This window comes from Pedobacter sp. UYP1 (assembly GCF_040547305.1).
GTDB lineage: Bacteria > Bacteroidota > Bacteroidia > Sphingobacteriales > Sphingobacteriaceae > Pedobacter.
The window spans coordinates 1-22780 of record NZ_JBEPPL010000028.1 but is presented as its reverse complement, the minus strand read 5'-3'; the positions used below and the strand labels follow the sequence as shown (position 1 = coordinate 22780).

Sequence of the window (22780 nt, the reverse complement as noted above, 5' to 3'; positions counted from 1 at the left end):
GGATAAAACTAAACCACTAAAGTGGCATCATTTAAACCGTAATAGCTGGCACTAACAGACCGAAATAGCTGGCACTATTCGAACCGTAATATCCATTTCAGAAGCCACCTAAAAATATGACTGCGATGAATTATGCCATGTGGTATAATCTGCATCATTCAATTGACGGTGTCTATCCGGATTTTACTTTGAATTATTCGAAAGTAAAACTGAGTAAGCCAGCAGATTATTCAACTGAAATTGACAATGGTTTTAATGTTGCAGTAAAGATAGAAGGGAGAAAAATTAAGGTGACCTGGGAAGAGGATGATATGGTGGATAATGATGCGACAAGTCCTACTGACAGAGCTTATTGCTTTATTTATCATCCTGAAAAGAGTATTTCTACAGCTGTTCCATTGTCTCCGCAAAGAAGTGACTTAGCGCTTACTGTTAATTTGCCAAGCTTTTTTGCAGGTGAAGTACAAGTTTGGCTACTCTTTATGTCTGACGATCTTAAGTTTGTTTCAGAGACTGAACATTTGGGAGAATTTACAATAACTTATATTAAAAATTTCTAAAATTAAGAACCCAGATGATTGAATCTAACCGGATAGAATATAAACAAGAACTGACTGACTCATTAGAAAAAGAAGTGACCGCTTTTTTAAACTATAAAGAAGGTGGTGTAATTTATATTGGAATTAACAAGAATGGTCGTACTGTAGGCGTTATTGATTCTGACGGAGATCAGCTTAAAATAAAAGATCGGCTAAAAAATAATATTGCATCATCTTGCCTGGGATTATTCGATGTGGTAAGCGAGAAAAAAGATAATTTAAATATTATTAAAATTATCGTTGCCAGTGGGAGCGAAAAACCCTATTTCCTTAGAAAATATGGAATGACTGAAAAAGGTAGTTTTATTAGAATTGGCGCTGCTTCAGAACCCATGCCACAAAAAATGATAGATACATTGTTCTCTAAACGGACACGTAATTCTATCGGTAAAATTAAGTCTAACCATCAAAACCTTAGTTTTGAACAGTTAAAGATCTATTATGAGGCAGGAAGTAAGAAGCTTAATGACAAGTTTGCCGCTAATCTGGAACTTCTCAATGCAGATGAACAATATAACTATGTTGCCTATTTGATGTCAGACAAAAATAGCAACTCAATAAAGCTAGCTAAGTATAGTGGACTTAACAGGGTAAATCTCATAGAAAATAATGAGTACGGGTACGAATCATTGATTAAAGCTACTAAACAGGTTTTGGATAAACTAAGTGTAGAAAATAAGACTCTTACCAGGATCACTGCAAAAGAGAGAATAGAAATCAGATTTTGGGATCCAATTGCTTTGCGTGAAGCAGTGATTAATGCGATTGTGCATAATGATTACACTAACGAGGTACCACCTAAATTCGAGATTTTCGATGATAGAATTGAAATTACGTCAACATGTAGTCTGCCGGATGGATTGAGCCTTGAAGAGTTCTTTCAAGGGTTTTCTATACCAAGGAACAAAGAAATTATGCGAATCTATAAAGACCTCGATTTAGTAGAACAATTAGGTTCAGGTATACCTCGTATACTAGAGTCTTATAGTAAGGAGTGTTTTAAGTTCACGGAACACTTTTTAAGAATGTCATTTCCGATACATAAAGAAATAGAGGATAGCTTATTTAATGACGAGGTTAAGAAAGGTGGTTCAATAGGTGGTCCAATAGGTAGTCCAATAGGTGGTCCAATAAATAGATTAACTTACAGACAAGTTGAGGTCTTAAGCCTGTTAAGAGAAAGTAATACACTATCTAAAAGAGAATTGGGGAAACTATTAAATATCAATGTTTCAGCAGCTCAGGCACATATAGATTTATTGAAAGAGAAAGGATATATTAAACGAATTGGAGGTACCAGGGGATATTGGCAAATTATAGAATAAACTCAATCCCCTAAAAACAAACCCCGTCTTCTGAAATTATTATCAAAAGACGGGGTTAAATAATATGTATAAGCCCCTCGCTATACTATACCACCGGCTGATTCTTCACATTCAACTTACTATGGTGAAAACCATATAAGAAATAAACGACCAGTCCGATCACCAGCCAGATTCCGAATCCGATCCAGTTAGAAATACCCAGTTCACACATCATGTACAAACAGCTCAGTAAACCCAATACCGGGATCAGAGACAAGTTATGTGTAATACAGAAATAAGTGATCGCCACACAAATAAAGAAGAAGATCCACATTGGGATTTTGTGTTTAAACAAAGCCCAGCCGCTTTCAAATTTCTTATCCGCACTCACCGCGCTCTTCTCAATAAAACTCTTGTACTGTTCCGTACTCAGGCCATTTAAATAAGCCTCAGCATCAATATTCTTATTGATCACATTAGATACTTTCTGTGCTGCAATAATTTCATTTTTCACGCTATTCAGCTCAGTTTTGTCGAGCGAAGTAATGAAACTGATCGGATCATGAACCTTAGTTTCATTTGTGATGAAAGAAGTCATTTCTGCCTTAAAAAAGATGAAACCAGAAATGATTGCACCAATAAAAACAACTGGGATGATAAACTTTGAATTTACGTAAGGAGTTTTGAATTTACCCCTTGGAATGTCAGTCTTGTTTTGCAATACCAATACCCCTGCACAAACCAGTACAAAAGCGAACAGCGTACCGATAGAACATAAGTCTGTTACAATGGTCAGATTCATAAATAAAGAAGGAACAGCCACTACAAAACCCACTACAATAGTTGCAAAGGAAGGTGTTTTATAAACAGGGTGGATCTTGGAAAATCTTTTTGGCAATAAACCATCACGGCTCATACTCATCCAGATTCTTGGTTGTCCCATTTGGAAAACAAGCAATACACTTGCCATTGCAAATACCGCACTTACCGCAATAATTCCACTCATCAATTTCAGATCGATATGATCAAATACAAAGGCCAGCGGATCGCCCACAGCCAGCAGATCATACTTTACAATACCAGTCAATACCAGCGCAATGGCCACATAAAGAACAGTACAAATAATGATCGCCCACATCATACCTCTTGGTAAATCCCGCTGCGGATTTTTACACTCTTCGGCAGTTGTAGAGATTGCATCAAAACCAATATAAGCAAAGAACACGGCAGAAACGCCTTTAAGGATACCAGAAACGCCGTTTGGCGCAAATGGATTCCAGTTTTCTGTATCGACATAAAAAACACCTACAGAGAGTACCAGTAAGATTACTGCAAGCTTCACAATAACCATCGCATTACTCGCATTCTTAGATTCTTTCATCCCTCTGTAAACCAGCCAGGTAATCAGAATAATAATTCCTAAAGCAGGTAAATCGGCCACAATATGAAAGCCACCAATAGTAGGGGCAGTAGCCCAGGCATTGTTCGCAATACGGGTCGCATCATCCAGGTTAGCAAAGCTTTTACCTGCATTCAATAGCGCCTCCGCATGCTTATGACCATTGAATGCAGTCAGGTAGTCCATTGTCATCCAGTCGGGAAGGTTAATCCCGTTTATACCTAACGCCGGTATTCGGATGGAGGAGAGTAAACCCGTAAAGTAATCAGACCAGGAAATGGCGACCGTAATATTTCCAATCGCATATTCCATAATGAGTGACCACCCAATAATCCAGGCCACCAATTCTCCAAAAGCTACATAAGAATAAGTATAGGCACTTCCGGAAACAGGAACCATAGAAGCAAACTCTGCATAAGCAAAGGCCGCAAAACTACAGGCTACAGCCGTGAAAATAAACAAGAAAATTACAGCAGGACCGCCGTCGGCACTTGCCTTTCCAATTGTACTGAAAATTCCCGCACCAATAATGGCGGCAATTCCAAAAGCAGTAAGATCTCTTACACCCAGTGTCTTATTTAGAGATGCGCCATGATCGCCATAGCCCTTTTCGGCATCCTCTAATATTTTAGTAATAGACTTTTTTCTGAAAAGATTTTCAAACATAATGGGCAATTCGGTTAGATGTGGTTTTAGGTTAGCTTAACGCCTGTCCGAAATACAGACAGGCGTCAATTGGCTCAAAGTATAAAAAATTAATCTAATTTATCTAATTCCTCTTTTACAAAGGAAGCCAGTTCTTTTATATATCCGCTGCTAAAATCGAATTTGATACCCGCAGTTTCGTAAATCTCATTCATTGGTTTAGTATAACCCAAAGCTAATGCATCCAGATATTGTTGTAATGCTTTTTCAGGATTTTCTTTGTAGTTTTTCCAGATCGCAATCGCACCTAACTGCGCAATTGCATACTCTATATAATAAAAAGGAACTTCAAAAAGATGCAGTTGTTTTTGCCAGATATTACCAAACTCCTGCTCCAGTCCATCCCAATTAGAGAAGCCTGCACCAAATCTTTCATAGATCTGTTTGAAAGCTACCTCTCTGTCGGCAGCATTGTGTGTAGGATTGGTATAAATCCAGTGCTGGAACTGATCAATCACCGCTACCCATGGCAAAGTTTTCAGTACATCTTGTAACTGTTCTTTTTTTGCACGGATCAGATCGGCAGGATTATCAAAGTAAATATCCCATTGATCCATCGAAATTAATTCCATACTCATGGACGCTAATTCTGCAACTTCCGAAGGACAATGTTTAAAGTCATTCAGTTCCAGGTTTGCTGTTAAAAAAGTATGGATTGCATGTCCACCTTCGTGAACCATAGTAGTCAGGTCTCTCAATGAACCCGCAGAGTTCATGAAAATAAAAGGAGCACCAGTTTCGGCCAGTGGATAGTTGTATCCTCCCGGAGCCTTACCTTTTCTGCTTTCTACATCAAACAGGTTGTTCGCTTTCATAATCGAAAGCATATGGCCTAATTTCGGATCAATTGCATTAAAAGCCGCAATAGTTTTCTCAATCAGTTCTTCCCCGTTTTTGAAAGGTTTCAAGGCAGCTTTACCAGAAGTACTGACATCCATGTCCCATGGCTTCAATTCTTCCAGGCCTAATAATTCAGCCCTTTTCTCCGCTTGCTCTTTTAAGATCGGTACGATTTCTTTTTCTATCGCCTCATGGAATGCATAACAATCCTTCGCGCTATAGTCGAATCTGCCTAAAGCCTGGAACATATAGTCTCTGTAGTTTTCAAACCCTGCGTTCAGAGATACCTCATGACGCATCGCAACCAACTCATCAAACACAATGTTTAAAGCATCTTTGTCTACCAGGCGACGTTGCTGGATAGTTTCCCAGGCCTGCTGACGTACTGCTCTGTCTATATCTTTCGTTAAAACAGCTGCCTGTTCTAAAGTGTATTCCTTTTCATTGATCACCACACTCATTGCACCAGTGGTGGCCTGGTATTTTTGCTGGGTGATTTGTAGTTTCGTGAACAGTTCAACGTTTTCTTCTCTGTAAATCTCCAGTGCTTTTTTAATCGCACGTAAATAAACAAAGTATTTAGTCTGGTCAAGCTCCTCAATAAATGGACTGTCAACCAATTTTTGATTTAATAAATTTGCAACAGGAGAGATCTTCGGTTCAATCTCTGTAGCGAAATATTGAAAGCTGCTGACCAATTCTTCATTGGCCGTATCACAGCTCATTCTAATATATCTCCAGGCAAAGTCTTCTTCCAGGGCGGCGTCAAATTCACTTTTGTCTTTCAGCCATTTTTCAAGCTCGCCGACATTGGCAATTTTTCTGTCTAACAATTCATCCAGAACAGGAGACAGGTTTTCCCATTTAATCTCCAGTGTTTGTGGAATATAAGTTCTGTTTTTTTTCGTAATGATAAGATTGCTCATCGGTCTAGAATTTGAAAATTGTTCTTAAAAAAGCATCGAGCAAAAAGCAGGCTGCAAAAATCACAGAGGCGAATCCATTGGTCGTCGCAAATGCTTTGTTCACTTTGCTGATGTCATTTGGTTTAACCAGCAGGTGCTGATAGATTAACATCGAACAAAAGAAGGTTACGCCAAGGTAGTAGGCCCAGCTGAAAGTAGAAAATACGATCGGTAAGATCACACAGATTGCAGACAGGACATGTAAGAATTCAGATAATCTGAGTGCTTTTTTTCTGCCAAGAGCGGAAGGGATTGAGTGTAATTTCTCGCCTTTATCAAATTCCTCATCCTGTAAAGCATAAATAATGTCAAAGCCACTCACCCAGAATAATACGGCCAGTGAATAAAGGACAGGTACCAGCGCGAAGTGACCGGTTACGGCAATATAAGCACCAATAGGAGCAAGGGATAAGCCCAGTCCGAGTACCATATGGCATAAGGCAGTAAATCTTTTGGTATAGCTATAAAACAGGACTACAAAAAGTGCTACGGGAGAGAGATACAGGCATAATGGATTAATGAATGCTGTGGTAACGATGAAAAGCACGCAGTTTACAATGACAAAGATCAGCGCCTCGTTCGCAGAAACCTTTCCTGCTGGAATGTCACGCATATTAGTCCGCGGATTCTTCGCATCAATGTCTCTGTCCAGGTACCTGTTAAAGGCCATGGCAGAATTTCTGGCGAATACCATACAAAGGAGTACTAACAACAAAATCACCCAGTTGAAAGGGTGATCCGTAGTGGTAACTCCTAAAAAGAAACCAATCATCGCAAAAGGTAATGCGAAGACTGAATGTGCAAAAAGCACGAGTGAAAAATACTTCTTCATTTAAAGGTGCTGTTATTAATCTTCTTCTGGCGTCAGGATAGGCATTGCAAAGTCAAGATTTGTCTGATCAACAAAGTTCAGAATCTCATCTCTTCCAATTAACTTCTCTGCTGAGGTCGTAAATATCGGTGGAATTTCTTCAAACCATCCTGAAAGCTCTTTTTTGAATAGCGCAATATTCTGATGTGTTTTGGAAGTTGACTGCTTATCGGTCTTGGTAAAGGCCAGCACAAAAGGGATTTGAATTTCTCCCATCCAGCAGCAAAACTCAATATCAATCTTTTGTGGCGGAATACGACTGTCAATTAAAACGAATACACACTGTAAACTTTCTCTTTTGGTGATGTAATTACGGATAAATTTCTCCCAGCTTTCACGGCTGTTTTTAGAAACTTTCGCATATCCATAACCTGGTAAATCGACGATATACCACTTCTCGTTGACCAAAAAGTGGTTAATTAACTGTGTTTTTCCTGGTTTTTGAGACGTTTTTGCCAATCCATGCTGGTTAACAAGCATATTGATCAGGGACGACTTTCCTACGTTTGAACGGCCAATAAAAGCATATTCGGGCATGTTGGCTACTGGTAGCGCCGAAATCTTGGTATTACTGCAAATAAATGTTGCTGATTTTATAATCATTTGACAAAGGTAGAAAATTAGTTTTCAACAATACTTATCTTTGCGACACACCATGAACGAAAAAATAACTCCATACCAATCTGCTACGATCACGAAAAAGGAGCAAGTGACCACAATGTTTGATAATATTGCTGGTACTTATGACTTCCTGAATCATTTCCTTTCTGCAGGAATAGACATTCTATGGCGTAAAAAGGCCATTCGTGAATTGTCAGCATTGAAGCCGCAACATATTTTAGATGTAGCAACAGGAACGGGTGACCTGGCTTTTGAAGCGATCAAAATACTTCATCCTAAAAAAATTACAGGCGTAGATATTTCTCCGGGAATGCTTGAAGTAGCTCGTAAAAAAATCACAGACCGCAATTTACAGGATATTTTCAGCGTAGAAATCGGAGATTCGGAAGGTCTTAAGTTTGAAGACAATCATTTTGATGCGATTACAGTTGCCTTCGGTGTCAGAAATTATCAGGATCTTGAAAAGGGATTGTCAGACATGCTGCGGGTTTTAAAACCAGGCGGAAAAGTCGTAATTCTGGAGTTCTCAAAACCTGTAGCATTCCCGGTAAAACAGTTGTATAATTTTTATTTCAAATCTATATTGCCTGTTTTTGGGAAAATATTCTCTAAGGATGCCAGAGCTTATACGTATCTTAATGAATCGGCTGTTGCTTTTCCTGATGGAAAATCTTTTATTGCGGTGATGGATAAAGTGGGTTACAAAACGACTAAACACAGACCACTGACCTTTGGGATCAGTACAATATATACCGGAATCAAGGGTTAATCCATTCAGATGAAATTAAAAATAAGCCTGTTATTTGTTCTTCTTTTTTCAGTAGCCGCCGCCAGAGCTCAAAACTGGGGTGGTGGTGTGGATGATGAGAATGTACACTTTGGGTTTACTTTTCAATATACGGGTTCTTCTTATAAGATCAAGAAAAAGGAGAACTGGAGAGCGCCTTATCAGTCAGTTGTTGATCCGTCAAGGGGGCTGATCACGGATTCATTGAATGCAATGTATGGTAAATCTTCTCCTGGATTTGGAATCGGTTTTGTAGTCAACGGCAGGGTTAATAATCATATAGATGTGAGGTTAACGCCAACATTGGTTTTTACAGACAGGCTGATGGAGTATGAATATGGGCCTTATACGAATATTGGCGGGAATCAGGTGAGTAACCCTGCTTTGACCAGCGCTATTGAAAAGAAAGTGATTGCTACAATGGTTGAATTTCCATTGGGTATCAAAATCAAGTCTGACAGAAGAAATAACTTCAGGGCTTATATGTTATATGGGGCAAAATATTCGATGGATATTGCTTCCAAGAAAAAGTCGGACGATTCACAATTAGATGAAGAGTTCAAATTTCTGAAAAATAAGAAGAGCTACTGGTCATTAGAAGCTGCTTTTGGGTTGGATCTGTATTTTGAGTATTTTAAAATGTCTCCGGAAATCAAATTGTCTTACTCATTGAATGATATTGCAGACAGAACGGAGATTAATCCTTATAACAATCCGATCAATAAATTGATGTTGCGTCATGTGACATTCAGTTTATTCTTCGAATGATGCAGCCTGAGTGAATTTTAATAGCTTTGTTTGAAAGGGTATAGCTAACACTCGTTTTGAGTGAATAAATATTCCCGGTAATAAAAATAGATTTTTATGAAAACTGCATTAATTACAGGCGCGACTTCAGGTATAGGGAAATCATGTGCACACTTATTTGCACAACAAGGGTATCAATTGGTATTGGTAGCCAGAAGAGAAGAAAAATTAAACGAGGTTGCTAAACATTTAGCAGATAAATATGCAATAGAGGTTAAAACACTTATTGCAGATGTAAGAGATAATTCAGTGTTGAAAGAAGTTTTTGAAAGCTTACCTGAAGACTGGAAAAAGATTGATGTATTGATTAACAATGCAGGTTTAAGCCAGGGATTGGACCCGATTCAAAACGGGGATACCAATGATTGGGATACCATGATAGATACAAACGTAAAGGGTTTGCTTTATGTGACTAAAATCGTTTCCAACTGGATGATCGCTGCGAAGAAAGGACACATTATCAATATTGGTTCTATTGCAGGTAAAGAAGTTTATCCAAACGGAAATGTTTATTGTGCAACAAAACATGCAGTGGATGCCCTAAATAAAGGAATGCGTCTGGACCTGCTTCCGCATGGTATCAAAGTAACTGCAATTAATCCGGGTATGGTAGAAACAGAGTTTTCTGTAGTCCGTTTTAAAGGAGATGAAGACAAAGCGAAAAAGGTATATGAAGGGTTAGAACCTTTATTGGCACAGGATATTGCTGATGCAATCTGGTTTGCTGTGAGCCGTCCTGCACATGTTAATATAAATGATATGCTGATTATGCCAACTGCACAGGCATCAGCAACAGTAGTAAATAGAAATTAGAATAAAATCTTAAAAAAAATATGGTATCTGCAATTATAGATCAGGAAATAAAAAAAGCAATGTTAGCTAAAGATCAGGCTGCATTAAGAGGTTTACGCGCAATTAAAGCTGCATTATTAGTAGCAAGAACGGAAAAAGGATCAGCTGAAGAAATTACTGAAGATGCTGAAATGAAAATTCTTCAGCGTTTAATTAAACAAAGAAAAGAATCTTCTGACATTTATAAACAACAAGGCAGAGAAGATCTGGCTGTGATTGAAGACGAAGAAATTACAGTAATCAGTCAGTTTATGCCGCAGCAATTAAGCAAAGAAGAAGTAGAGGTTCTGATTGCCAAGTTAATAGCAGATGCTGGTACGGTTACGGTAAAAGATATGGGCCGTATTATGGGGCTGGCAAATAAAGAACTGGCTGGTAAGGCTGATGGCAAATTGATAGCTGAAATTGTTAAAAGTCAATTGGCATAAATTGTGTTAGATGGTATATGTAAAGAATTATTTTTTAAAAATAATAGTTTTTTTTGTTTAAAATAAAATCAGGCGACTAACTTAGTAGCGTATCTTTAGAAACAATGATGAACCGGACACCATTGTGTCAGTAACCATTCCGGGAAACATTTACAGAAATATATATATACATGAAATACGAAGTAATAGAAGAGGATGGGTTTAAGTATATAGAGGCCGGAAAAGGCGAAACCCTGGTATTACTTCATGGTTTGATGGGCGAGTTGAGCAATTGGGAGCCGGTTATTGATCATTTCAAGGAGCAGTACCGTATACTAGTGCCTATTTTGCCTATATATGAATTGCCAATCCTTACTTTAGGTGTTAAAAGTTTAGCAAAGTACATTCATAAATTTATAAAGTTTAAAAAACTGGGACAGGTGGTCCTGATCGGAAATTCATTAGGCGGACATCTTGGACTTGTCGTTACGGCGGCACATCAGGAAAGTGTAAAAGCATTGGTATTAACTGGTAGTTCTGGTTTATATGAAAATGCTTTTGGTGGTACTTTCCCAAGAAGAGAGAGCTATGATTATATCCGTGAAAAGGTTGAGTTTACTTTCTATGATCCTTCTATCGCTACAAAAGAAATGGTAGATGAGATCTTTAAAACGGTTAATGAACGTTCAAGAGTTATCCGTATTCTGGCTTTGGCAAAATCTGCTATCCGTCATAATATGTCTAAGGAACTGAATAAAATTACCATCCCTGTTTCTTTGATCTGGGGAAAAAATGACCAGGTAACTCCGCCGGATGTCGCTGAAGAATTTCATCAGCTGCTACCTAATTCAGAGTTAAACTGGGTTGATAAATGCGGGCATGTTCCTATGATGGAGCATCCTGAAATTTTTAACAAATATCTGAGTACTTTCTTAGATAGAATTTTACTGAAATAAAAATGTTTGCATCTGAACTCATATCAAATTCAATCCTGCCGTTACAGACTTCTGAAACGGTACATACTGCTTTGGATAGAATGGCTGAGTTTAAATTGAATCATTTACCAGTATTGAACAATGGCCAGTTTCTTGGCATTGTAGCAGAAGACCATCTGTTGGAAATAAGAAATGTGGAAGAACCTATTGGTGGTCTTTCTTTAACTATTCTTAATCCTTTTGTTTATCAGGATGTACATGTTTACGATGTAATCAGGATATTCGATCAGCTCAAGCTTTCTTTAGTACCGGTACTGGATTATAAAAAGAATTATCTGGGGGTAATTTCTATACATGACTTATTAAAGTATACCTCAGATATTTTTGCCGTTAAAGAACCAGGAGGAATTATCGTTCTGGAAATTAATAACCGCAATAACTCTTTGTCGCATATGGCTCAGATTGTTGAAGCTGATAATGCACAAATCTTATCCTCTTATGTGCAGAACTTTCCAGATTCTACACGGTTAGAGGTGACGCTGAAAATTAATAAAACTGAATTATCTGGAATCATATCTGCTTTTGAAAGATATGATTACCAGGTGAAAGCAGTTTTTAACAGCACCACTCAGGACAACGGAACGGAAGACAGATATAATTTGTTAATGAGTTATTTAAATGTTTAATTCATTCCAGTAACCATTCAACCTACAATATTATCTAAATGAAGATTGCAATTTACGGCAGAGAGTTCAATAACAGCGTTTTGCCTTTCGTGCAAGAAGTTTTTAATGCCCTTGAACATTATGGGATTGAAACAATTGTCCACAAGGAATACAATGAATTTATTGAAGATAAAGTAAAGCTCCCTGCCCATATTGAAACTTTTTCCAATCATCTGGAACTACGCGATCATGCCGAAATACTGATTAGTTTGGGTGGGGATGGAACGTTGCTGGATACGCTTGCTTTAATCAGAGATTCTGGAATTCCGGTTATAGGAATCAACTTTGGAAGGCTGGGTTTTTTGGCGAGTATCAATAAAAATGAGATCAGAAATGCGATTGAAGCTTTAGTCAATAAGCAATATTCGCTTGATAAACGGACTTTACTTAACGTAGAATCTAAGCATAATCTTTTTGGTGATGAGAATTTCGCATTGAATGATATCACTATCCACAGACGTGATAACACGGCAATGATGATTATCCATGCTTATATGAATGATGAGTTTATCAATTCATATTGGGCAGATGGGTTAATTATTGCCACACCCACAGGTTCTACGGCCTATTCATTAAGCTGCGGTGGCCCGATCATCTTTCCAAGTGCACAGAATTTTGTCATTACCCCGATTGCACCACATAACCTGAATGTAAGACCGGTCATTATTCCAGATGATGTCACTTTAAGGTTTGAAGTGGAAGCCAGGAGTACCAAGTTTCTGGTATCGTGCGATTCCAGGACTGCTACGGTAGATAGATCTGTGAAAATAACAGTGAATAAGGCAGCTTTTCATGTGAACCTTATTCGTTTGAATAATGAAAGTTATCTTACTACCTTAAGGAACAAATTGCTTTGGGGAATTGATACCCGTAATTATTAAGATGAAGAGACTAAAAAAGATCATATTGTCTGTTGGGCTGGGCTGTGTTTTCTCTGGTGCTGCGGTGGCGCAGACAACGGAGTTAGGCGTGAATGCTGGTGCTGCAGGGTATATCGGGGATATTAATCCCAATCATCTTTTTAAACCAGGCGGCGTCGCTTTTGGTGCCTATGTAAAGCGTAATTTTAATCCTTACTGGGCGGTTGGTATCCATTATAATTATGGAAAAATCAAAGGTGATGATGCAAATTCTGATGACTTAAGTCTTAAAACCCGAAATCTTAACTTCTCTACTTCACTGAATGAACTGAGTTTACAGGTCGATTTCAATTTCCTGGATTACTTTTCTGGTGGTGGAATTAAGAATTTTACACCTTATATGTTCGCAGGAATTGGCGGGGTATTATTTAATCCAAAAGCGACTTATGAAGGGGAGACCTACGAGTTAAGATACTATCAGACTGAAGGCAAAAAATATAAAAACTATGCAATGAGTATTCCTTATGGGATAGGCATGAAGTACAGGATAGGGGAGCGGCTGGGGTTGTTTACGCAGTTAGGTTACCGAACGGCAAAAACTGATTACCTGGATGATGTGGGTGACCGGTATCCTTTAACCAACCCGGCCCTTGGTGTAAAAAGTGCAAATCATCCCAATGGTTTCAACCTTTCTGATCCTTCTAATACTCCTGATCCAAATCATCCAAATTTTCCTCCAGGTGGTCAGCGTGGTAATTTTGTTAAAAATGATACTTACTTTTTTGTACACATAGGGCTTTCTTATACGTTTACTTCTGATAAGTGTTATAGTTTTTAGACTCTTTTATTCACCTCTCATATCTTAAAATCAACTTATCCTGCTAAGTTTATGGTAGAAATAAACAAAATATCTTATAACTTTGAAGCTTTCTAACCTGCCATTCTTCAGTATGTTAGACATTTTAGCCATATTTGCACAAATAAATGGGATTTAAAGAACAAATCGATACAAGTCGCTTACCGGAACACATCGCTATTATTATGGATGGGAATGGAAGATGGGCTAAAAATCAAGGTAAATTCAGATCTTTCGGTCATGAAAGCGGAGTAATATCTGTAAAGGATATTGTAGAAGGGTGTGCGGATATTGGCGTAAAATACCTGACAATCTATGCTTTTTCTACGGAAAACTGGAACAGACCTATTGATGAAGTCAATGCTTTGATGGAATTGCTGATTGCTACAATCAACAATGAAACAGATACATTGAATAAAAATAACATCAGGCTGAACGCCATTGGTGACATCGCCTCTTTACCTCAGCAATGTATTGACGATTTAAAAAGCGCAATGGAAAAAACTGCGGGAAATACCAGTTGTACGCTGACTCTTGCTTTGAGTTATAGTGCCAAATGGGAGATTCTGGAGGCTGCAAAAAAGCTTGCTTTGCTAGTGCAGGATGGTAAAATTAAAGTGGATGAGATTGATGAGGCACAGTTTTCTTCTCAATTAACTACTGTAAATATGCCAGATCCGGAGTTGATGATCCGTACCAGTGGTGAGCATCGGGTAAGTAATTTTCTGCTTTGGCAGATGGCTTACAGCGAGCTGTATTTTACGGAGACTTTGTGGCCGGACTTCAGAAGAGAAGACCTTTTTGAAGCTATTGTGGACTACCAAAAGCGCGAACGTCGCTTCGGTAAAATTAGTGAACAGTTGAACTAATTTTACTTTTAACACTTTTTAACATGTGTTTAAATTAACTTAGCAACGTTTTTTAGAATGTAAATGAAAAGAATATACCAACTCATATTATTGCTATTGATCGGCTCACCGGCAATGGCACAAATTACCCGTCCAAAGTCCAATCCTAATACCCCCAGCTTAAAAGTCAGCGGTACGGACATGGATTATTTTCAGCCTAAAGAATATACGATAGGGGGAACAACATTAAGTGGCGCCAAGTTTATTGATAAGGAAGTTATTATTACGCTTTCCAAATTAATTAAAGGTGAAAAAATATTACTTCCGGGGGAGGCAACTTCCAATGCAATTAAAACACTTTGGGCACAGGGATTGTTTGATGATATTGAACTTGATATCACAAAAATGGTTCTTGATACCGTTTATTTTGATATTAAAGTAGTTGAAAGACCACGTTTAAGTTCATTTGAGCTGAACGGACTGAGTAAATCTCAGAAAACAGATATCACCGAGAAATTGAATTCTAAATCAGGAAAGACGATTATCAACGAGAATACGTATAACAGTACAACGGGAATCATCAATAAATACCTGGCAGAAAAAGGTTATTTCTTTACAAAGGTAGACTATAAAACCAAGCCTGATCCGAACATGGAGAATGGGGTGGTGTTACAGGTTTTTGTAGATAAAGGGAACAAGGTAAAAGTTCACGAGATCAATTTTACGGGGAATAAGGAATTCAAGGCTTCTACTTTACGTAAGTATTTGAAGAAGACTAAGCAACAGGCTTTCTATAAAGTATTCGGTTCTGGTAAATTCAGTAAGGAGAAATATAAAGAGGATAAGGAAAAGCTGATTGCTAAAATGCAGGAAAAAGGTTACCGTGATGCGGTGATCATCAAGGATACTACTTACCTGTACAATAAAAAATCTGTTGGTGTTAAGATCGATTTATACGAAGGCCCGAAATATTATGTTGGAAATATTACCTGGTCTGGAAATGCAAAGTATGCAACAAAAGATCTGAACAAAGTATTGGGTATTGAGAAAGGTGAAGTTTTCAGTGAAGAGAAGTTAAATACTAAACTTCACGGTAACGGTGCAGAGAGTGATGACGTTTCGAGTATTTACCTGAACGATGGTTACCTGACTTTTAATGTGGAGCCGGTTCAGACAAAAATATACAATGATACTGTAGATTTAGAAGTAAGGATTTATGAAGGTCCCCAGTATACCAATAACAGAATTACTGTAAAGGGAAATACAATTACAAATGACAGGGTAGTTTTACGTGAGGTACGTACAAGACCAGGTGATAAGTTCTCTAAAGATTTATTGGTTCGTACAGTACGTGACCTTGGTCAGCTGGGTAACTTTGATGAGTCTAAAACTGTACCAACTCCAAAACCAAATCCTTCGGATGGTACTGTGGATATTGAGTATGCTGTAGAAGAGAAACCTTCTGATCAGGTAGAATTATCTGGTGGTTTCGGTGGTGGCCGTATCATTGGTACTATTGGTTTAACTTTTAATAACTTCTCTTTAAGAAATATATTAAATCCAAAAGCTTACAAGCCGCTTCCAAAAGGTGATGGTCAGAAGTTAAGTCTTCGTGGTCAGACGAATGGTAAATACTACCAGTCTTACAGTTTCTCTTTCTCTGAGCCATGGTTAGGTGGAAAGAAGCCAGTGAGTTTCGGTTTAAGTGCATTTACGTCACTTTCTTCGAATGGTGTTGATGTTGGTCAGTCTGCGCAACGTATCCGCTTAAACGGTGTTACTGTAAGTTTAGGAAGAAGATTAAAATGGCCTGATAACTATTTCCAGATTTCACATGCCATCAACATGCAGCAATATGTGTTGAATAACTATCCTGGATATTTGTTTAGTACAGGAACGTCTTATAACTTCAACTTAACTCAGGAGATCAGCAGAGATTCAAGAAATTCACCAATCTTCCCTACTGAAGGTTCTTATTTCAAGTTCACAATCCAGGCTACTCCTCCTTATTCGTTGTTAAATCATACCAACTATGCCACTGCATCTGATAAGCAACGTTATAAATTTACTGAATACCACAAATGGAAATTTGAGGGTCAGTGGTTCCAGAGAGTAATGGGTAAACTGGTACTTAAAGGACAGGCTCAGTTTGGTTTCTTAGGTTCTTATAACAACGCAGTTGGTCAGTCTCCTTTCGAGCGATTTAAACTGGGTGGTGATGGTATGCAGGGATTTGATTTCCTTCAGGGATCTGAGATCATTACAATGCGTGGTTATGCGAATAGTGCAGTAACTCCTGCAACTGCAACAACCAGCGGACAGATTCAGACTGCAACAAATTCAGGAAGTCCGATTTATACTAAATATGTTATGGAATTAAGATATCCTGTTATTGCAAGTCAGCAAGCAACTGCGTATCTTGTGGGCTTTGCTGAGGGTGGTAATACCTGGAATAGTTTTTCGGAGTTCAATCCGTTTAACGTGAGAAGATCTGCAGGTATTGGAGCTAGAATATTTTTGCCGATATTTGGTATGTTAGGTATTGATTACGGATTTCCGTTTGATAATATTCCTGGTCAGGCTAATGGTGGTAAACAGAACTTCACTTTTAGTATTGCTCAGCAATTGGGTGGATTTAATTAATAGAGAAATGAGAAAAATTATTTTAATCGGGGTTTTAGTTTTCGCAGGTTTTGGTGCTTTTGCACAGAAGTTCGCTTATGTTGATACAGAGTATATCCTTAAGAATTTACCTGAGTATAAGTCTTCACAGAACCAGCTGAATGTATTGTCTCAGCAATGGCAAAAAGAGGTTGATGCTAACTTTACGGCGATTGACAAAATGTACAAGGCTTATCAGGCAGATCAGGTGTTATTGACTGATGATATGCGTAAGCGCAGAGAGAATGATATTATCGAAAAGGAAAAAGCGGCTAAGGAGTTTCAGCGTCAGAAGTTCGGCCCTGAGGGAGAGCTTTTCCAGACAAGAGCAAAGTTGCTTAAGCCTATTCAGGATAAAGTAACTGGTGTGATTGCTGATTTAGCTAAAACAAAGTTCCTTGATTTTATCTTTGATAAGAGCAGTGAAGCGACAATGATGATTTACGCAAGCAGCAATTATGACCTGAGTAATGACGTTATTATCAGATTGGGTTATAAACCAAACACCGTAAAATAGAGACACACCCAAATAAATTTTAAAAACAATTATTAAGAACAATAGAAATGAGAAAGTTAATTAACGTATTTTTTGTGGCAGCTGGCCTTATGTTTACTGCTAATGTTGCTAGTGCTCAACAAAAAATTGCACATCTGGATTCTGAAGCTATTTTTGCTGTTATGCCTGAAGCAAAAACTGCATCAGCAACTTTAGAGACTCTTCAAAAACAAAAACAAGCTGAGATCGAAAAAATGAGAAGTGAGTACACTGTAAAGTATGAAGCTGCAGTTGCTAAAAACAAAACTTTGAGCGAAGCTAACAAAGAAACAGTTGGTAAAGAATTACAGGCTATGGGTGTTGAATTACAGGATATGGAAAAACGTATCGGTGAAGCAAGCCAAAAAGCTCAACAAGATATTGCGACTAAACAAGGTGAATTATTAGCTCCTTTAAATGCAAAATTCCAAACTGCAGTTAAAGCTGTAGCTAGAGAAAAAGGTTTAGCTTATGTATTTGATAGTTCTGCACAGAATGGTGCAAACAACTTATTAGCCTGGGAAGGTGGTGACGATGTTACTGCTTTAGTTAAAGCTAAATTAGGTATCTCTGCTTCAGCAGCTCCTGCTCCTAAAAAATAGTATTTAAAAAATATTTAAATTGCGGCACCGGGTATTTCCCCGGTGCCGTTTTTTTTTGTCATGATAAATAAGAAGTCTATTGGTGTTTTTGATTCGGGTTACGGTGGTCTGACTGTGTTTGAGTCCATTGCGAAGTCATTGCCTGATTATAATTATATCTATTTCGGTGATAATGCCAGGGCTCCTTACGGGGATCATTCTTTTGAGACCATATACAAGTATACATTAGAATGTGTGGAGTGGTTATTTGCGCAGGGTTGCCCGCTGGTGATTTTAGCTTGTAATACGGCTTCGGCAAAGGCATTGCGTACCATTCAGCAGAAGGTGTTACCAGTAAAGTATCCGGGTTTTCGGGTGTTGGGGGTAATCCGGCCTACGGCAGAAGTAATTGGTAATTATACGGAGTCAAATACAATTGGGGTGATGGGAACCAGGGGAACAGTTAATTCTGATTCTTATCCGATAGAGATCCATCATCAGTTCCCTGCGTTAAATGTGATTCAGCAGAGTTGCCCGATGTGGGTTCCGCTGATTGAGAATAATGAGCATGGGAGTGCGGGTGCTGATTATTTTGTGAAGAAGTATATCGATGAATTATTGTCAAAATCGGGAGATATTGATGCGATTCTACTGGCCTGTACGCATTATCCGTTATTAGTGCCTAAGATAGCCGGTTATTTACCGGAAGGTATCAAACTGGTTGCTCAGGGGGATATTGTCGCTGAGAGCCTGGTTGACTACTTAAACAGGCATCCTGAGCTAGCGGAGGTATTGACAAAGGAGGGGGAGATGAGTTTTTACACGACGGGAGATAGTAAGGTATTTGATCAGAGTGCTTCCATATTCTTTTCGCAGGAAGTGGTTTCGGCACAGGTCAGATTGTAGAGAGGGGATTCCCGGAGAAACAAAAAAGAGAGTACCCTATTCCAAACATTGTTCGTTCTTCATGAACGTCGGCTGGGATAGGGTACTCTCTTTTTTGTTTTTATCCTCCTGGTTTAGCAGGCTTGGTGAGTTGGATAGCCTGGTTGATTAATTAGTTTGATAGTTGGATAACTGGGGGGCTTATTTAGTTGGACAGCCGGGATAGGCAAATATTTAGTTAGTATTTTAGCTGCAAAATGGATATTTTACAGATTGTATTCGAGTGTGTTCAGGTAATATTCTAAATTTTTGAATCTTGTTGTATTGGCACCAACTATGATTTTCTCATAGTCGATTACTTGTGGGAAACTGTAAGCTAGTTGATCTAATACATAAACTGTGCTTGATGGATTATAAGGTTTATTATAGTCCGAACGTGTTTTGTCTGGGGCATAACCCGTGTTGACAAATTCCAGATGTATGTTGTTTGCAGGATCTATCATGTAAGGTTCCCAAAAGGTCATTGTATTGGGTAGACTGACATTGATATTGTTGGTTTTATTCAATAAATCGTTTCCGGCTGTTTGACCGTCGTACAGGGAAACTGCTCTGAGGATTCTCGCATAGAAATAGAGGTTATAGGCATGGTAGGCCAATGCATCTCTATTCACGTAGTCTTCGGTTTTTCCCCCGGCAAAGAGATTCGCATTGAGCTGGACGTTATAGGCATTCTTAACGTGGTTGAGAATAGTTGCATCGTTCAGGATATAGCCGATGTCATATAGGAGATTGAGCCTGATTGTTTCCCAGTTGTTTTTCCTGTTGGTGTAATTGGCTGCATTGGTGATATAGTAGGTTCCAGTCTTTTTTAGCCAGGCATCGATGGTTGTTTTGTTTGCTGCAGGAATGGCTGATCTGATGATAGAGTAGGCTTCGAAAATCTCGATAAAGGCAGCTTCTGAAGGGGTACTGCTATTTGGGGTGTTGACTGCTGCCCATGCGAGTAAGTTGCTTTTTGCTTTGTCAAGGTATTTTGTTGCGGTGTCTCTCCCTGGTGAAATTGCCCATTGCAGGCTGAGGCATTTCAGCTCTGTTCCCTGGGTGCCAACGGCTGTTGTGTTAGTGATTTTTGTCAGGGCGGCATAAGCGGGACTGGTGATCAGTTTCTGGATTTGTGCCTGGTTTGATCCGGCTAAATCTGTCCCGATTTTACTGAGTCCATTGTTACTTAAGACCAGGTTTTTCGAAAATGCAGCTGCGTCTTCAGTGACTTGTGTCTTTGTGCCTTTTTCGTTAAGTCCATTTTGCTGTGCTTCTTTTTTACAGCTGGTGGCGCATACCACCAATCCGATAACTGCTAAGTAGTTTAATTTTTTCATCTTTTTTAAATGTTAATTTGGTACCACAAAATCGTTTGTTCCTAATTAACCGGCAGGATGAAATCCCAACTAAAAGGGGGTGAAATTCTAAATAGATGTTTTAACAGGGGAGTATACTAATTTCCTTTTCTTTACGCTTAGTATTGATAAGATAGACAATTGAACATATACAATTGGTGATATGTAACTGATGACAAATGAAAACAAAGAAATAAATGGAGAATCAATTTTGTCCTGTTTGTCAGCAGGCCGTAGCAGTAGCATCATTACGTTATCCGGATTATGTGTGTAATGAATGTGTTTTATCAGCAACCGACAGGCAGGGGAGGGAAGTCGTGTTTTATAACTCAGACATATTCGGACATGGCTGCGGTGGGCAGTACAGGGATAATGGAGAGGCGTATCCCTGGAATGTTTGTCACATAAAAGGTGTGGAGTGTGAGGCTAATGAAGCCTATATGGGAGGGATAGTAGTTACTCCTGGAATCAAAAAACCGATAGTCTTTCCAGGCTCATAATTACTATCGGTTTCATAAAGAGCTTATCAAAATTATATCAACAGAAGTATTAACAAGTACTTCATGAAATTAAACTCCTTATGAAACTGGCAGCACTAATATTTAATAGCCTTGTACATATTTATAAATTAAGATCGCGGCTGCAATAACTCCCCAGATGATACCCCAATATTGCAATGGAATAAAATAAAGATCATGGACAGATTTTCTATTTAATCTTAATCCGGTTATAAAAACCAGAGGAGCTGAACATAAAAGACAGTAAAGGAAAAGTTCAAGTCCTGCATTTCCATTCTTGCCAAAAAGAATATACCAATCAGAATAGTAGCAACTGGAATTAATAGAGCCAGCGGGCCCCAGCCTTTGTAGATAATCATAGTATTATATTTGCTAATAGATAATATTAGTTTGGGTTATTATTAATTTATTTGAGTCTTTAACTTTCCTGATTAATCAATTTGTCCAATAAAGACACGAAGCTTTTACCATTAAAAATTCCGTTTGTAGCTGTACTGAAAACGACCTTGTTCTCTTTATTATGTAAATTGATCTGGCTGATCCAGTTATTTACAACGAAGCGATTGAGGTCTGAGATCATAATTTTTGCGGAGTTGATAACCAGGTAATCTTTATGAACAACAATCTCTTCAGGCTGCACATTTAAGAAGGATTGTGTACCCGTAGCAAATAGCTTTTTGCCCAAAGCTGTATCATAATTGATATAATGAAAAGTAATACTCCTGTTCGCTTCCAATTCTTTTAAAGCCATAGGGACATACAAAGCTTCATGCTGACTAGTTATAAAATCAATGGCCTTAAACACTTTAGGGTAGCGGGCAGTTATAGTTTCCCAATTTCCATCTTTTCTATTCCGGAAAGCAATGTTATTCGTTAAGAAAGTACGTCCTGAGCTGAATAAATAAAGCTCTGAATCTTCAAAAAGCTGCGTTTTTTGCTGTCCGTCTCCTTCACTCACAATACCTCTTTCATATAAATAGAAAGTCTTGCCTTTACCTTGTTTTAGTGCCAGTAATACTATACCCGCGCCAAGGCCCATGATCAATGCAATTGCCCAATAAAGTACACTGATGTCGCCCGAAAAGTTCACCTTTCCTTCCTGCACAGCTACAATTGCTCCGAAATAAATAAAAGCTGAGATAGCTGTAAATAAAATAAGGATAAAAATTGCGAAATAAGTAAAACCCTTTCCCGGATTATGTTTGCTATTTAAGGCACCAAGATCTTGTGTCTGATTCATATTAAATGATAAGTTATTTAACTTTAGTTAATTACAGTTTAATCACTGTTTTTAAAATTTCAATAAACTACCATTGGACAAAACTAATACCAAAAGAGGAAATTGATCTGTATCTGATTGCCTTCCCTATGCCATATCACTATTATTATAGTATACTAATATAACACACGGTATTCAGTTCAAGATCAGTTAAGCCTCCCATACCTAATCCATAAGCATCAGGTGAATTATAAAGTTTATCCCCATATTCTGATGAAGAATAACTTTTTAGTACATGACTTTGGAATGTTTTTCTGACATTATTAGATCCAGGAAACAGATGATGATAAAAAGATATAAGTTCATCCGAATATTTAATTCAGAAGAGCCCTTCATCTGTTTTTTCCAGGGCGTTTCTCCAACGTGCATCTCCACCACGTTTCCAATAACATTTCTCCAGGGCGTTTCTCCAACGTGCATCTCCACCACGTTTCCAATAACATTTCTCCAGGGCGTTTCTCCAACGTGCATCTCCACCACGTTTCCAATAACATTTCTCCAGGGCGTTTCTCCAACGTGCATCTCCACCACGTTTCCAATAAC

At 38.3% G+C, this 22780-nt stretch carries 24 protein-coding genes; 16 read left to right on the top strand and 8 right to left on the bottom strand.

Annotated elements, in window-relative coordinates:
- Window positions 1-116 precede the first annotated feature (116 nt).
- Window positions 117-560, top strand: a complete 444-nt coding sequence (locus ABIB30_RS26900; RefSeq protein WP_354306105.1) for a DUF6266 family protein — start codon at window positions 117-119, stop codon at window positions 558-560.
- Window positions 561-574: 14 nt separating this feature from the next.
- Window positions 575-1924 carry an RNA-binding domain-containing protein gene (locus ABIB30_RS26895; protein WP_354306104.1) on the top strand — a complete coding sequence of 450 codons (1350 nt, stop codon included), beginning with the start codon at window positions 575-577 and terminating at the stop codon, window positions 1922-1924.
- Between the two features lie 85 nt (window positions 1925-2009).
- Here ABIB30_RS26895 and ABIB30_RS26890 read toward each other — a convergent pair whose 3' ends face one another.
- From ABIB30_RS26890 to yihA, 4 genes are all read right to left on the bottom strand, one after another.
- A complete protein-coding gene (locus ABIB30_RS26890; protein WP_354306103.1) occupies window positions 2010-3968 on the bottom strand; it encodes an amino acid permease in 1959 nt (652 codons plus the stop codon).
- Between the two features lie 89 nt (window positions 3969-4057).
- Window positions 4058-5773: a M3 family oligoendopeptidase gene (locus ABIB30_RS26885; RefSeq protein ID WP_354306102.1), complete on the bottom strand. Its 1716-nt coding sequence runs from the start codon at window positions 5771-5773 to the stop codon at window positions 4058-4060.
- 4 nt (window positions 5774-5777) lie between these two features.
- Window positions 5778-6644 carry a UbiA-like polyprenyltransferase gene (locus tag ABIB30_RS26880; protein ID WP_111634700.1) on the bottom strand — a complete coding sequence of 289 codons (867 nt, stop codon included), beginning with the start codon at window positions 6642-6644 and terminating at the stop codon, window positions 5778-5780.
- A 15-nt stretch (window positions 6645-6659) separates the two neighbouring features.
- Complete coding sequence (yihA, locus tag ABIB30_RS26875) at window positions 6660-7286, bottom strand: ribosome biogenesis GTP-binding protein YihA/YsxC (protein ID WP_068403099.1); 627 nt, start codon at window positions 7284-7286, stop codon at window positions 6660-6662.
- Window positions 7287-7338: 52 nt separating this feature from the next.
- On the opposite strand from yihA, the gene ubiE reads away from it, so the two are divergent.
- From ubiE to murI, 13 genes are all read left to right on the top strand, one after another.
- A complete protein-coding gene (ubiE, locus tag ABIB30_RS26870; protein WP_354306101.1) occupies window positions 7339-8073 on the top strand; it encodes a bifunctional demethylmenaquinone methyltransferase/2-methoxy-6-polyprenyl-1,4-benzoquinol methylase UbiE in 735 nt (244 codons plus the stop codon).
- A 9-nt stretch (window positions 8074-8082) separates the two neighbouring features.
- Complete coding sequence (porT, locus tag ABIB30_RS26865) at window positions 8083-8859, top strand: type IX secretion/gliding motility protein PorT/SprT (RefSeq protein ID WP_354306100.1); 777 nt, start codon at window positions 8083-8085, stop codon at window positions 8857-8859.
- Window positions 8860-8955: 96 nt separating this feature from the next.
- Entirely contained in the window at window positions 8956-9711 is a 756-nt protein-coding gene (locus tag ABIB30_RS26860; RefSeq protein WP_354306099.1) for an SDR family oxidoreductase, read from the top strand.
- A 20-nt stretch (window positions 9712-9731) separates the two neighbouring features.
- Window positions 9732-10178: a GatB/YqeY domain-containing protein gene (locus ABIB30_RS26855; RefSeq protein ID WP_354306098.1), complete on the top strand. Its 447-nt coding sequence runs from the start codon at window positions 9732-9734 to the stop codon at window positions 10176-10178.
- A 170-nt stretch (window positions 10179-10348) separates the two neighbouring features.
- Window positions 10349-11113: an alpha/beta fold hydrolase gene (locus ABIB30_RS26850; protein ID WP_354306097.1), complete on the top strand. Its 765-nt coding sequence runs from the start codon at window positions 10349-10351 to the stop codon at window positions 11111-11113.
- 2 nt (window positions 11114-11115) lie between these two features.
- On the top strand, window positions 11116-11778 hold the full coding sequence (locus ABIB30_RS26845; RefSeq protein WP_068403087.1) for a CBS domain-containing protein: 663 nt from the start codon (window positions 11116-11118) through the stop codon (window positions 11776-11778).
- A 38-nt stretch (window positions 11779-11816) separates the two neighbouring features.
- Window positions 11817-12698 carry an NAD kinase gene (locus ABIB30_RS26840; RefSeq protein WP_354306096.1) on the top strand — a complete coding sequence of 294 codons (882 nt, stop codon included), beginning with the start codon at window positions 11817-11819 and terminating at the stop codon, window positions 12696-12698.
- A 1-nt stretch (window position 12699) separates the two neighbouring features.
- Window positions 12700-13515 (top strand): type IX secretion system protein PorG, encoded by an 816-nt coding sequence (gene porG / locus ABIB30_RS26835; protein WP_354306095.1) that lies wholly within the window; start codon window positions 12700-12702, stop codon window positions 13513-13515.
- 146 nt (window positions 13516-13661) lie between these two features.
- Complete coding sequence (gene uppS / locus ABIB30_RS26830; RefSeq protein WP_354306094.1) at window positions 13662-14402, top strand: undecaprenyl pyrophosphate synthase; 741 nt, start codon at window positions 13662-13664, stop codon at window positions 14400-14402.
- A gap of 63 nt (window positions 14403-14465) precedes the next feature.
- Entirely contained in the window at window positions 14466-17024 is a 2559-nt protein-coding gene (gene bamA / locus ABIB30_RS26825; protein WP_354306093.1) for an outer membrane protein assembly factor BamA, read from the top strand.
- Window positions 17025-17031: 7 nt separating this feature from the next.
- Window positions 17032-17559, top strand: a complete 528-nt coding sequence (locus ABIB30_RS26820; RefSeq protein ID WP_068407637.1) for an OmpH/Skp family outer membrane protein — start codon at window positions 17032-17034, stop codon at window positions 17557-17559.
- A 47-nt stretch (window positions 17560-17606) separates the two neighbouring features.
- On the top strand, window positions 17607-18179 hold the full coding sequence (locus tag ABIB30_RS26815; protein ID WP_111634712.1) for an OmpH/Skp family outer membrane protein: 573 nt from the start codon (window positions 17607-17609) through the stop codon (window positions 18177-18179).
- A gap of 60 nt (window positions 18180-18239) precedes the next feature.
- Window positions 18240-19064, top strand: coding sequence for a glutamate racemase (gene murI / locus ABIB30_RS26810; protein ID WP_354306092.1), 825 nt, complete (start codon window positions 18240-18242; stop codon window positions 19062-19064).
- A 245-nt stretch (window positions 19065-19309) separates the two neighbouring features.
- Here murI and ABIB30_RS26805 read toward each other — a convergent pair whose 3' ends face one another.
- The gene (locus tag ABIB30_RS26805) at window positions 19310-20422 is read right to left on the bottom strand and encodes an alginate lyase family protein (protein WP_354306091.1); all 1113 of its coding nucleotides are present in this window, start codon (window positions 20420-20422) and stop codon (window positions 19310-19312) included.
- Between the two features lie 215 nt (window positions 20423-20637).
- Here ABIB30_RS26805 and ABIB30_RS26800 point away from each other — a divergent pair, with 215 nt between their 5' ends.
- Window positions 20638-20940 (top strand): hypothetical protein, encoded by a 303-nt coding sequence (locus ABIB30_RS26800; RefSeq protein WP_354306090.1) that lies wholly within the window; start codon window positions 20638-20640, stop codon window positions 20938-20940.
- Between the two features lie 227 nt (window positions 20941-21167).
- Here the strand turns inward: ABIB30_RS26800 and ABIB30_RS26795 are convergent, their stop codons facing one another.
- From ABIB30_RS26795 to ABIB30_RS26785, 3 genes are all read right to left on the bottom strand, one after another.
- A complete protein-coding gene (locus ABIB30_RS26795) occupies window positions 21168-21317 on the bottom strand; it encodes a hypothetical protein (protein WP_354306089.1) in 150 nt (49 codons plus the stop codon).
- Between the two features lie 59 nt (window positions 21318-21376).
- Window positions 21377-22198, bottom strand: coding sequence for a hypothetical protein (locus ABIB30_RS26790; RefSeq protein ID WP_354306088.1), 822 nt, complete (start codon window positions 22196-22198; stop codon window positions 21377-21379).
- 358 nt (window positions 22199-22556) lie between these two features.
- Window positions 22557-22780, bottom strand: a 224-nt coding sequence (locus tag ABIB30_RS26785; RefSeq protein WP_354306087.1) for a hypothetical protein, incomplete at its 5' end; no start/stop codon positions are given.